The sequence below is a fragment of the Thalassospira sp. CH_XMU1448-2 genome (genome assembly GCF_037027285.1).
Lineage (GTDB): Bacteria > Pseudomonadota > Alphaproteobacteria > Rhodospirillales > Thalassospiraceae > Thalassospira > Thalassospira profundimaris_C.
Genome location: NZ_JAYMEA010000006.1, coordinates 196,971 through 208,982 on the forward strand (window position 1 = coordinate 196,971; position 12,012 = coordinate 208,982).

Annotated in this window: 10 protein-coding genes; 4 read left to right on the forward strand and 6 right to left on the reverse strand. The window is 55.0% G+C overall.

Going from position 1 to position 12,012, the window contains the following annotated elements; translation table 11 throughout:
* Positions 1–229: 229 nt before the first annotated feature.
* The 4 genes from WA318_RS18895 (at position 230) to WA318_RS18910 (ending at position 4,645) form a co-directional block, all read left to right on the forward strand.
* The gene (locus WA318_RS18895) at positions 230–1,276 is read left to right on the forward strand and encodes a hypothetical protein (RefSeq protein ID WP_336083638.1); all 1,047 of its coding nucleotides are present in this window, start codon (positions 230–232) and stop codon (positions 1,274–1,276) included.
* 157 nt (positions 1,277–1,433) lie between these two features.
* The gene (locus WA318_RS18900) at positions 1,434–1,859 is read left to right on the forward strand and encodes a tripartite tricarboxylate transporter TctB family protein (protein WP_114099948.1); all 426 of its coding nucleotides are present in this window, start codon (positions 1,434–1,436) and stop codon (positions 1,857–1,859) included.
* A 46-nt stretch (positions 1,860–1,905) separates the two neighbouring features.
* Positions 1,906–3,414 (forward strand): tripartite tricarboxylate transporter permease, encoded by a 1,509-nt coding sequence (locus WA318_RS18905; protein ID WP_336083641.1) that lies wholly within the window; start codon positions 1,906–1,908, stop codon positions 3,412–3,414.
* A 190-nt stretch (positions 3,415–3,604) separates the two neighbouring features.
* On the forward strand, positions 3,605–4,645 hold the full coding sequence (locus WA318_RS18910) for a LacI family DNA-binding transcriptional regulator (protein ID WP_258548809.1): 1,041 nt from the start codon (positions 3,605–3,607) through the stop codon (positions 4,643–4,645).
* A gap of 11 nt (positions 4,646–4,656) precedes the next feature.
* Here the strand turns inward: WA318_RS18910 and fdhD are convergent, their stop codons facing one another.
* The 6 genes from fdhD to WA318_RS18940 form a co-directional block, all read right to left on the reverse strand.
* Positions 4,657–5,466, reverse strand: coding sequence for a formate dehydrogenase accessory sulfurtransferase FdhD (gene fdhD / locus WA318_RS18915; protein ID WP_336083644.1), 810 nt, complete (start codon positions 5,464–5,466; stop codon positions 4,657–4,659).
* Positions 5,463–5,687, reverse strand: a complete 225-nt coding sequence (locus WA318_RS18920; protein ID WP_336083647.1) for a formate dehydrogenase subunit delta — start codon at positions 5,685–5,687, stop codon at positions 5,463–5,465. The genes fdhD and WA318_RS18920 overlap by 4 nt, the downstream gene beginning before the upstream one ends.
* Before the next feature lie 94 nt (positions 5,688–5,781).
* Positions 5,782–8,661 carry a formate dehydrogenase subunit alpha gene (gene fdhF, locus WA318_RS18925; protein WP_336083649.1) on the reverse strand — a complete coding sequence of 960 codons (2,880 nt, stop codon included), beginning with the start codon at positions 8,659–8,661 and terminating at the stop codon, positions 5,782–5,784.
* Positions 8,662–8,665: 4 nt separating this feature from the next.
* Positions 8,666–10,222, reverse strand: coding sequence for a formate dehydrogenase beta subunit (locus WA318_RS18930; protein ID WP_336083651.1), 1,557 nt, complete (start codon positions 10,220–10,222; stop codon positions 8,666–8,668).
* Positions 10,219–10,692 (reverse strand): formate dehydrogenase subunit gamma, encoded by a 474-nt coding sequence (locus WA318_RS18935; protein WP_114099954.1) that lies wholly within the window; start codon positions 10,690–10,692, stop codon positions 10,219–10,221. Before WA318_RS18935 ends, WA318_RS18930 begins: the two co-directional genes overlap by 4 nt.
* A gap of 122 nt (positions 10,693–10,814) precedes the next feature.
* A complete protein-coding gene (locus WA318_RS18940; RefSeq protein WP_114099955.1) occupies positions 10,815–11,708 on the reverse strand; it encodes a LysR family transcriptional regulator in 894 nt (297 codons plus the stop codon).
* Between the last annotated feature and the right edge of the window lie 304 nt (positions 11,709–12,012).

Sequence of the window (12,012 nt, forward strand, 5' to 3'; positions counted from 1 at the left end):
AAAGAAACATTCTGCGCAAAAATGCCGATAGATTCAGCGATTGACAGGATTTTACGCAAGATGTATCAAATTATGTATGCGCATACATAACGCTTGAAATTTTACAAGTTACCTAACAATAAGAACAAGCAACAAGAACAAGCAACACCAACGCCTTATGGGAACCACACCATCTGGCACAACGGGGACATCCCCACCATTCAGGAATGCGTCATTCGGGAGGAATCTTATGACCGGACTTTTAAAATCCATCGCTGCTGCTGCAGGTTTTGCTGCCATGGTTGCCTCGCCAGTTTTGGCTTCAGCTGCTGATCTGCCAAGCAACATCCGCCTTGTTATCGGGTCGAAATCGACCGGCGGCGATACCTATCAGAACAGTGCAATCGTTGCCGAAGCCCTGTCCAAGAAACTCGACATCAATGTGAAGGTTGATGCCGTTGGCGCGAGCGAGGCATTCAAGGCACTACAGCGCGATTCGCGCGGCACCACCATTATGATTTTCCACGATCAGTCCTATCTTGCGAACCTGTATGGCGTTCGCGGTTATGACGATATCTTTGAAAACTACGTCGTCGGCCCGACGGTCGCGATCAATCCGGGCAACGCTTATCTGGTTGCCAAAAACTCGCCGATGCAGTCGATGGAAGACGTCCTTGCCGCCGCCGCATCCGGTCAGCGCGTTCGTGTTGCCATTCAGGCCGGTGGCGTTTCGGAAATCGGCTTCTCGGCCATGAAAAACGCTGCCAAGATCATGAACCCGGGCTCCGAAAAAAACATCGTTCCGGTCAATACCGGTTCGCAAGCTGATAAAAACCAGCTGATGTTTGATGGTCAGGCTGATGTGATCAACGGTTCGGTTCAGGCGAACGAACAATTCACTCAGCTTGCCAATGATGACCAGAAAGCAATGCGCTTCATCTGGCTGACCGCACGCGAAGAAACCATTGAACAGGCAAATCCGGAAGGCATGGGCGATACCTCGCGCGATGAGCTTCTGGCTTTCACCACACCGAATGTGAATGTGACTTTTGACGGCAAAAAGAACTTCACCTTCGACAAGGAATTCTTCCTTCTGTTCAACAAGGACATGGACGCAGAACAGATTGCCGCCATCGACAATGCGCTGAAGGAAATCTATGCCGAAGGCGAGATCCAGAAAACGCAGAAAGCATCCTTCTTCATCCCGAACTACAAGCCGCAGGCTGAAGCATCGACATATCTGAAGGAAAAGCGCGACGAATACCGTCAGGTCATCGACGCGATTGCAACCAACTGACTTCCCGGTTGGCCCGGCATTTCAATGCCGGGCCACTTTCGCCTGATCCGGCGGATTTCAAAACCCGCCGCCACTTGCCGAATAGACACCCCGGACCAATTCCATTCCATCTGGAATTCGGAACCATGGGGAAAACAGGCACATCCGGAGGCGTCCCATGTCGTTTGACTCCCCCTTTCATGTGACGGTTGATTTCAACACGTCGCACATGATTTTCCCGACGATTATCGCCGTAATCCTCGGAATATTGTTCATTTCGATCCTGATCACGCGTGGCAGTACGATCCTTGCTACCGTGACCAGCGGCACCTGGTGGCCCGCGGGCATCGACCACAGACGGTTCTTTGGGACCATTGCACTAACCGTGATCTATTTTCTGGCGATGCCGGAAGTCGGCGATTTGTTCCCGAATACCGGACTTGGATTTTACCTGTGCTCGATCCCGTTTCTGTTCGCGCTTAGCACGCTTTATCTGCACGAGCACAGCCGTCGAACATTGCTGATCGCGGGTGCCAATGCGCTGATCGCGCCGAGTGTCGTCTGGTACATCCTGTCCGAACTTTTCAATATTTCGCTGCCATAAGGGGCGCTGTCCCCGGTTTGACGCGGCTTGATCCAAGAGATTTATCATGGAACTCCTATCCATCCTGACACCGCTATTCTTTGGGCTGGTTGCCGCGGGCACCGTGATCGGCATCATCTTTGGTGCGATCCCCGGCATGACGGCAACCATGGCGGTGGCTGTGTGTTTGCCGCTGACCTATTCGCTGGGCCTTGAAAACGGGCTGGCACTTTTGCTTGGTCTTTATGTCGGGGGCATTTCAGGCGGTCTGGTTCCCGCGATCCTTTTGAACATTCCCGGCACCCCGTCATCAATCACCACCACGCTTGATGGCTATCCGATGACCCAGAATGGCGAAGGTGAACGCGCCCTCAAGATCGGGATTACCTCGTCCCTCGTTGGCGGTCTGATCAGTCTGGCCGCCCTTTATCTGTTTGCCCCGGCACTGGCCGATTTTGCGATCAAGTTTTCCTATATCGAAAAATTCCTGATCATCTTCTTTGCGCTCACCGTGATGGCAGCGCTTTCGAACAGCCTTCTGGTCGGGATTTTCAGCGGCTTTTTGGGTGTTTTCATCAGCCTGATCGGCGCCTATGACATTTCGCGTGGCGGCAATGGCGAGCTTCGCCTCGTTCCGGAGTTCCTTGAATATTACCTTGAAAGTGGATTTTCACTTCTGCCGGTTCTGATCGGCTTGTTCGGGCTGGCAACCATCCTGATTGATGCCGAAGAAGGCATGAAGGAACGCAAGGGCCTTTCGGGGGTCAAGATCGGCGGCAAGCCCTTCAAGCTATCTGTGTTCAAAGGACAGATCATCAACCTGATCCGGTCTTCATCGATTGGCACCTTTGTCGGCATTCTGCCCGGTGTGGGCGGCAGCGCGGCGTCCATCCTTGCCTATAGCCAGGAAAAGAACTTTTCCAAGAACCCGGAAAAATTCGGCAAAGGCGCTCCGGCCGGGGTGATTGCATCGGAAAGCGCCAATAACGGCCTGACCGGCGGGGCACTTGTACCGCTGTTATCACTTGGCATTCCCGGGGATTCCACCACCGCCATCCTGATTGGTGCCTTTACCCTGCAAGGCATTCAGGTCGGCCCGCTCTTTATCGGCAACAATCCGGTGACCTGGGATGCGATGATCATCGCCATGCTGGCGGCCAATATCATCATGTTCCTTGTTATGGTTCTGGCCATCCGTCATATCGCCAAGGTCGTCACGGTTCCCAAGAACATTCTGTTCCCGATCATTCTGATGATGTGCGTGGTGGGTGCCTATACGATCAATTACGGCGTGATGTTCGATGTCTGGACGCTTTTGATCTTTGGCCTGTTTGGATATCTTGCCCACAAGATCAGGCTTGAAATCGCACCCTTTATCATCGGTTTCATTCTGGGCCCATCCGCCGAGATCTATTTTGTCAAAAGTCTGGAATCCTTTGGCACGCTTTCGATCTTCTTTACCAAAAGCTGGATCGCAATCCTGCTGTGGGGCTTGATTGCACTTTCGATTGCGTTTTCAATTTCGGTCGCACGCAAGAAAAAGCACATGAGCAGCGGCATCGACGATCAGGCATGACGTTTCAAGACCGGGCAAGAAGCAACAGTTCCCTCCCTGTGCTGTGAAGTGGTTTCCACCCGAACCACGCTTCTTGCCCACCATTTTTTGCTGATGTAATGTCCGGCTCAGGCAAAATCATCGTTTTCGGACAGCAACCAATGCCGCGCATCACCAACATGCGGCATTCAGATCAAGAGATCGTAACCCTTTGTCATCTGAGCCAAAACACACTGATCAGACAACGCTTGCCGAAATCAAAAGCGGCACCGTCACGATGGAAACCGTCGGACGGATCGCGGGCGTTTCGCAGGTCACTGTTTCGCGCGCACTCAATGACCCGAAAAAGGTCTCGGCCAAGACCCTGCAGCGTATCCAGGACGCGATCGAACTTACCGGATATGTGCCGAACATGGTTGCCGGTGCGCTGGCGTCCCGACGCAGCAAACTGATTGCCGCACTGGTGCCGTCAATCACCAACGTCATTTATTCCGACCTGATGCAGAATTTCATCAATGTCATTCGCGGGTCGGGCTATCACGTTCTGATGGCTGAAACCGGCTTTTCGCAGGATGAAGAACAGGCCGTTGTTTCAACCATGCTCAGCCGCCGCCCCGACGGCATCCTTCTGACCGGCATCCATCATTCGGCCAGTTGCAAGCGCATGCTGCTCGGCGCGGGTATTCCGGTGATTGAAGTCTGGGATATTACGGAAAACCCGCTTGATGTCTGTATCGGCTTTTCACATATCAAGGCTGGCGAGGAAATGGCCCGCTATGCCGCCCGCAAAGGCTATGACAAGGCGCTGATTGTTTCGGCCGGGGATGAACGCGCTTTGCGCCGCAAGGACGCCTTTGCCGCCCAGTTCGGACAACTGACCGGCAATCCGCCGATTGAAGTTCTTTATGAGGCCGGAGCAACCATTGAACGCGGGCGAAACGGCCTGACCAGTGGCCTTGCAAAGGGCTTTAAGAACGGCATCATCATGTGCAGCTCCGACCTTTTGGCACATGGCATCCTGATCGAGGCACAGGCGCGCGGCATCCGCATTCCCGAAGATATGGCTGTCCTTGGTTTTGGCAATCAGGATTTCTCGGCCTTTACCCTGCCCGCCCTGACCACGGTCGAGATTAACCGTCCCGATCTTGGCAAACGTGCGGCCGAGGCACTGGTGGCACGGATTGAAAATCAGCCATTACCAACCAAGTCGATTGATGTTGGGTTTGAGATTATCGAACGCGCATCAACCTGACCGTTATCGGATCAGGCAAAGCGGCGAAACAGCCCGCGCCGTTCGCGACAAATCAAGGTCAAGCCCGCCTGCCGTGCCAGATTAACCGCGGTCAATGTCGGCCCCGAAAGGGTGACAAGCCCGCCAATCCCGCATTGCACGGTCTTGGTGACGATTTCATAGGAACAGCGACTGGTCATCAGGATAAACCCGCCCGTCGCATCAATCCCCTGACGCGCAACAGCGCCCAGCACCTTATCAAGGGCGTTATGGCGTCCGATATCCTCGCGGACCAGCTTGATGTTACCGCCAACATCGACAAAGGCACTGGCATGCAAAAGCCCGCCGCCTTCACGATTGCGAGTCTGAAGATCGGGAAGCGCGTCAATGGCCCGCAAGACGATGTCCTGCGCCATATTACCCGGTACGACCTTGCCGATCTTGTCCATTGCCACCGCTTCGAGTGACTGCACACCGCACAGCCCGCAGCCCGACCGGCCTTCAAGGGTGCGGCTACGTTCATCAAGGCGATCAAACACGTCTTCATGCAGATCGGCTTCGATCACATAGCCCTGAAGGGTTTTTCGAACATCGCGCAAGGTGATTTGGGAAATGTCATCGGCAATCCCCTCGGACAGGGCAAAGCCGATCATGAAATCTTCGAGATCATGGGGCGATACCATCATCACCGCATGCGATTTGCCATTAAACGTCAAGGCAGCCGGAACTTCCGGCTGCAAGATCATTGGCGCATCGTCATTGCCGTCATCGCGTGAAATGGCGCGCGCCAGATCGACATCGCGACCGTCAAGAATGCGGTTCTCTGATGGCTTGGGCGTCATGCGGTTTCTTTGACCTTGCGGATCGAAGGGGCCGCTTCAAGAACCAGCGGATCAAAACCTTCGTGTCCGGCAGCAATCATGTCAAACAGCTGTTTGCGCATGCGCGGCTCCCAGAAATCGCTGATATGACCAGCGACACCCGCAGCCGCCTCTTCCTTGGGCTGCGATTTAAAAAAGGTCGCGATCTGATTGGCCATATAGACAAGTTTGTCAGGTGCCATTGCTGTTTACTCTTTGGCTGTAACTTTTCGATATTCAAAGGATTTGCCAGATATCATGCACAAGCGAGTATAGCACAATATCTGGCAGGGTATCCTATTCGGCAGCATCCATGCGCGGCTTGATCCGCCGCGACTGTTCGGCCTGACGGTCATATTCCACCTGCCATTCCGACGGTCCGTTGCTTGACGAGACCTGAACAGCTGTGACCTTGTATTCCGGGCAATTGGTCGCCCAGTCGGTAAAGTCGGTGGTGATCACGTTGGCCTGCGTACCCGGATGGTGGAAGGTTGTGTAAACCACACCCGGTGCGACGCGATCGGTAATGGTGGCGCGAAGGGATGTTTCGCCAGACCGCGATGCAAGACGGATCCAGTCACCTTCGCGAATGCCGCGCTGTTCTGCGTCATGCGGATGGATTTCCAGAAGGTCTTCCTTATGCCAGGCGGTGTTTTCAGTACGGCGGGTCTGTGCGCCCACATTATACTGACTAAGGATACGCCCGGTCGTGAGAAGCAGCGGGAAGCGCGGACCGGTACGTTCATCGGTTGCCACATATTCGGTGACAACGAATTTGCCCTTGCCGCGAACAAAGCCGTCAATATGCATGACCGGTGTTCCCAGCGGCGCCTTGTCATTGCATGGCCACTGCACTGATCCTTCGCGTTCGAGAAGGTCATAGCTGACATTGGCAAAGCTTGGCGTGGTCGCCGCGATTTCCGCCATCACCTGTGACGGGTGGGTGTAGCTCCAGTCCAGCCCCATGGCGCGCGCAAGGTTCTGGGTCACCTCCCAATCGGCAAAGCCGTTCATCGGTGTCATGACCTTGCGTACGCGGTTGATGCGGCGTTCGGCATTGGTAAAAGTCCCGTCCTTTTCAAGGAAGGTCGAACCGGGCAGGAAGACATGGGCATAGTTCGCTGTTTCGTTCAGGAACAGGTCATGGACGACAACACATTCCATCGCGGCAAGACCAGCGGCGACATGCTTGGTATCGGGATCAGACTGAAGGATATCCTCGCCCTGAATATAGATGCCCTTAAACGTGCCTTCGACCGCGGCATCAAGCATGTTGGGGATACGAAGCCCCGGTTCGTCGTCAAGTTTCACACCCCAGATATCTTCAAAGATATCGCGGGTCGCACTGTCCTGAATATGGCGATAACCCGGCAATTCATGCGGGAATGATCCCATATCACAGGATCCTTGCACGTTGTTCTGACCACGCAGCGGGTTCACGCCAACACCCGGACGGCCGATATTGCCAGTCGCCATGGCAAGGTTGGCAATCGCCATCACGGTGGTGGAACCCTGACTATGTTCAGTTACACCCAGTCCGTAATAGATCGCACCGTTGCCACCCGTGGCAAAGGCACGCGCCGCCGTGCGCATGGCATCGGCATCAACACCGGTCATTTCGGCAATCGCTTCGGGGCTGTGCTTGGGGTCGGACACAAAGGTCGCCCAATCCTGGAATTCATCCCAGTCACAACGTTCACGAACGAACGCCTCGTCAAACAGGCCCTCGGTCACGATGACATGGGCAAGGGATGTCAAAACCGCGACATTGGTTCCCGGACGCAAAGCCAGATGCGCAACCGCCTCGATATGCGGGGAACGAACCAGATCAATCCGGCGCGGATCAATCACGATCAGTTTCGCCCCCTGACGCAGACGCTTTTTCAAACGCGAGGCAAAAACAGGATGCCCGTCCGTCGGGTTCGCCCCAATCAGGATGACCACATCGGTCTGTTCGACAGAATCAAAATCCTGCGTCCCGGCCGATGTGCCAAAGGTGGTTTTAAGACCATACCCGGTCGGCGAGTGACAGACACGCGCACAGGTATCAACGTTATTGTTGCCAAAGCCCGCACGGACCAGCTTCTGAACAAGGAAGGTTTCCTCGTTGGTGCAACGTGATGACGTGATCCCGCCAAGTGCACCCTTGCCGTATTTGGCCTGAATGCCCCTGAACTTGTCGGCGGTGAAGCGAAGGGCCTCTTCCCAGCTGACTTCCTGCCAGGGATCATCGACACTTTCGCGGATCATCGGATTGAGGATGCGGTCCTTGTGATTGGCATAGCCATAGGCAAAGCGCCCTTTGACACAGGAATGACCACGGTTGGCCTTGCCATCCTTGAACGGCACCATGCGCACCAGCTCCTCCCCGCGCATTTCGGCCTTGAACGAACAGCCGACCCCGCAATAGGCACAGGTGGTAACGACCGAATGTTCCGGCTGACCGATTTCGATGACCGATTTTTCCTGAAGGGTTGCAGTCGGGCAGGCCTGAACACAAGCGCCACAGGATACACATTCGGAATCAAGGAAATCTTCATGCATGCCCGGCGAGACACGGGATTCAAACCCGCGACCTTCGATGGTCAGGGCAAAGGTGCCCTGCACTTCTTCACAGGCACGGACACAGCGCGAACAGACAATGCATTTCGACGGGTCATAGGTGAAGTACGGGTTGGTCTGATCCTTGGCCATATAGCGCGGGTTATCTTCCCCGTTCTGGCGGACCTGAACGTGGTTACCGCCTTCATAGCCATAGCGCACATCACGCAGACCAACCGCACCTGCCATGTCCTGAAGTTCACAATCACCATTGGCGGCACAGGTCAGGCAATCCAGCGGATGGTCGGAAATGTAAAGTTCCATCACCCCTTTACGGATTTTCTTAAGCCTTTCGGTCTGGGTATGGACCACCATGCCATCAGATGCTGGTGTGGTGCAGGATGCCGGTGTGCCGTTGCGGCCTTCGACCTCAACCAGACACAGACGGCAGGAGCCAAACGCATCAACCATATCGGTCGCGCAAAGCTTGGGCACCTGAATGCCTGCTTCCATCGAGGCCCGCATAACCGATGTGCCTTCGGGCACGGTCACGTCCCTGCCATCAATGGTCAGCGTGACGGTCTTTTCGGATTTGGCGGCGGGGGTTCCGTAGTCGACTTCTTTGATCAAGGACATCGTATTACTCCGCAGCTATATCAAGCGCACGTGGCTTGAAATCATCAGGGAAATGGTTCAGGGCACTCAGCACCGGATAGGGCGTAAAGCCCCCCAGTGCACAGAGCGATCCGAACTTCATGGTTTCACAAAGATCGCGCAGAAGTTCGATCTGCAGTTCGGGCTCTTCACCACGTTCAAGCTTGTCGACAACTTCGGTGCCACGGATCGAACCGATGCGGCATGGCGTGCATTTGCCACATGACTCAATCGCGCAGAATTCCATGGCAAAGCGGGCCTGCTTCATCATGTCGACCGTATCGTCAAAAACGACCACACCGGCATGACCGATCAGGCCATCGCGCTTGGCGAATTCTTCGTAGTCAAAGGGCGTATCAAACAGTTCACGCGGGAAATAGGCGCCCAGCGGCCCCCCAACCTGCACGGCCTTGACCGGACGACCGGTTGCCGTGCCACCGCCAATCTGTTCGACAATTTCGCCCAGTGTCAGACCAAAGCCGATCTCGTACAGACCGCCATGTTTGACATTGCCGGCAATCTGGATCGGGATGGTGCCACGTGACCGGCCCATGCCGAAATCGCGATAATATTCCGGACCCTTTTCAAGAATGACCGGCACCGAGCACAGGGAAATCACGTTGTTCACAACCGTCGGACGGCCCATGAAACCCTGAAGTGCTGGAAGTGGCGGCTTGGCACGCACAACACCTCGCTTGCCTTCCATGCTGTTCAGAAGCGAGGTTTCCTCGCCACAGACATAGGCACCTGCCCCCATGCGAACTTCCATATCGAATGCCTTGCCCGAACCAAGAACACTGGCCCCCAGAAGTCCCGCCGAACGGGCAACGTCAATCGCCTCGTTCATGATACGGATCGCGTCGGGATATTCCGAACGGGTATAGACATAGCCCTTGGTCGCCCCGGTCGCGAGACCGGCAATGATCATGCCTTCGATCAGGACGAAGGGTTCACCTTCCATGATCATGCGATCGGCAAAGGTGCCGCTGTCGCCTTCGTCGGCATTACAAACGATATATTTCTGATCGCCCGGCGCTTCGCGTACCGTGTTCCATTTGATGCCGGTCGGGAAACCGGCACCGCCACGTCCGCGCAGACCACTGTCGGTCACCGCCTTGACGATGTCGGCTACCGACATTTTCAAGGCATTTTCAAGACCCGTGAGGCCATCATGGGCGCGATAATCGTCAAGCGATACCGGGTCAATAATGCCGCAACGCTGGAATGTCAGGCGCGACTGGCTTTTAAGGAACGGGATATCCCGGGTACGGCCAAGATAACGTTTGTGTTCCCCGCCCTTAAGGAAGTCGGCAGCAAACAGGGCATCGATATCATCGGTGCTGACCGGGCCATAGGCGACACGCCCGCGTGGTGTTTCGACCTCGACCATTGGTTCCAGCCAATACATGCCAAACGATCCGTTGCGCACGATTTTGACATCGGCACCGATCTTTTCGGCCTTGCTGGCAATGGCGCTTGCCACTTCATCTGCACCAAGGGCAACAGCACCGGAATCCAGCGGGACATAAACCTTGATACTCATGCGCCCACCTCGTCGAGAATACGGTTCATGCGATCCCTGGTCACGCGACCAACCACCTTGCCATCAACCATCGCAGCTGGCGCACAGGCACAAAGACCAAGACAGAAAACCGGTTCCAGCGTGATCTTGCGATCAGATGTGGTTTGCGACCAGTCGACTTTCAGATGGCGACGGACCTGATCACCAAGCGCATCTGCGCCCATTGCCTGACAGGCTTCGGCACGGCAGATCTTGATGACATGCTTGCCCGCCTTTTCTTCGCGGAAGTCATGATAGAAGCTTGCCACCCCGTGGACTTCAGCCCGGCTGAGGTTCAGTTTTTTGGCAATTGTCTGAAGCGCGCCTTCGGGGATGTGACCGAACTCTTCCTGCACTTCGTGCAAAATGGGAAGTAGCGGGCCTTCCATCGTGATCATCTGATCACAAATGGCCTCGACGCGGACATTCTGGTCCTTGGTCGTTTCCGACATGCAAGCCTCTCTCTCAAGCATGTTGCAGATATCTTTGTTATTCTTGCCAGTGTCGGGCATCTGGACCGCCCGTTCAATAAAGCCATCCCGTTACGCGATAGCGAAAACCTATCAAGGAACGATCAGGCCGGTTCGAGTTCCGATAAAAGCTTTGCTTCTTTTAACAGCGCCGACACAACTGGCGTTGCCGGTTCGCGTTTTGCCGCGATCATTCCAACCAGATGAGCCGCATCGGGCTCTATGATGGGAATAGATTTCACGCGATCATGAAGACTGAACTCGCGGATCATCTTCACCGGCATGATGCTGGCCCAGTTTCCGGTATGAACATGGGTAAACAGGGCAATCATCGAATCACTTTCGAGGGTCGGTGCCACCCGTGCACCAGCCTCGTTAAGGTGTTGATTGATAATCCGGCGGTTCTGCATATCAGGCGTCAGAAGACAGAGCGGAAATTCCGCTGCTTCGCGCCAGGTGATGCTTTCGCGATCTCCGATATCATCGAAATTCGAGGTCACCAGATGATAGCGTTCATAATAAAGCGGGATTGATGTCACCCGACCAAGCGGTTCATTATCAAGATAGGTAATGCCGACATCAATTTGAAGATCATCAAGCAGAGCCTGAATTTCGGTTGATGTGCGCGACAGGATCGCAAATGTCACATCGGGGTGTTTTTCGCGAAACGGCGTGGTCAGTTCCTGCACCATCGAGAGCGCGGTTGGAATAACCGCAATCTGCACCTGCCCGGTCAGACCGAACCGCATGGCGCGCATTTCATCGCGCATCGAACGGGTGCTGCCGACAATATGGCGCGCCCATTCCAGAACACGTTCACCTTCGGGTGTCAGTCCCTGATAGCGCGATCCGCGCTTGACCAAGACGACACCAAGATGGTCCTCAAGCTGGCGGAGCGCACTGGACAAAGTCGGCTGTGTGACGCCGCATTCCTCGGCGGCATGTCCAAAATGCTGCTCACGGGCGAGCACCATAAACATTTCGAGTTTATCGATCATTTTATATCCGGCATCCGGTCAGGCCGGGATGCTGTGTTTTGCTGTTGAAGTCGGCCTTCTGTCCGGCCGTTACAAGAATTGAAAACGCGCGTTCTGACGCTTGCGTGTTCCGGTTGCAGGATAACCGATTATCCCCACGGGAAAAAAGGTTATTCCTGCAACAGAACGCGGGGCCGGGCTGGATGAACAAAATCCCGACCCGGGACATGACGATGCCAATCATGCCCCCGGATGGCCAACAGACAGACATTGCCAGCCAGTCGTCGGGCGTCGATCACAGGGAGCGATGATCGACGCCCTGGGT

What these genes read in the sequence shown, in the direction of transcription:
- WA318_RS18895 (WP_336083638.1), top strand. Translation starts at nt 230, where the DNA reads ATGACCGGACTTTTAAAATCCATCGCTGCTGCTGCAGGTTTTGCTGCC.
- WA318_RS18900 (WP_114099948.1), top strand. Translation starts at nt 1,434, where the DNA reads ATGTCGTTTGACTCCCCCTTTCATGTGACGGTTGATTTCAACACGTCG.
- WA318_RS18905 (WP_336083641.1), top strand. Translation starts at nt 1,906, where the DNA reads ATGGAACTCCTATCCATCCTGACACCGCTATTCTTTGGGCTGGTTGCC.
- fdhD (WP_336083644.1), bottom strand. Translation starts at nt 5,466, where the DNA reads ATGACGCCCAAGCCATCAGAGAACCGCATTCTTGACGGTCGCGATGTC.
- WA318_RS18920 (WP_336083647.1), bottom strand. Translation starts at nt 5,687, where the DNA reads ATGGCACCTGACAAACTTGTCTATATGGCCAATCAGATCGCGACCTTT.
- fdhF (WP_336083649.1), bottom strand. Translation starts at nt 8,661, where the DNA reads ATGTCCTTGATCAAAGAAGTCGACTACGGAACCCCCGCCGCCAAATCC.
- WA318_RS18930 (WP_336083651.1), bottom strand. Translation starts at nt 10,222, where the DNA reads ATGAGTATCAAGGTTTATGTCCCGCTGGATTCCGGTGCTGTTGCCCTT.
- WA318_RS18935 (WP_114099954.1), bottom strand. Translation starts at nt 10,692, where the DNA reads ATGTCGGAAACGACCAAGGACCAGAATGTCCGCGTCGAGGCCATTTGT.
- WA318_RS18940 (WP_114099955.1), bottom strand. Translation starts at nt 11,708, where the DNA reads ATGATCGATAAACTCGAAATGTTTATGGTGCTCGCCCGTGAGCAGCAT.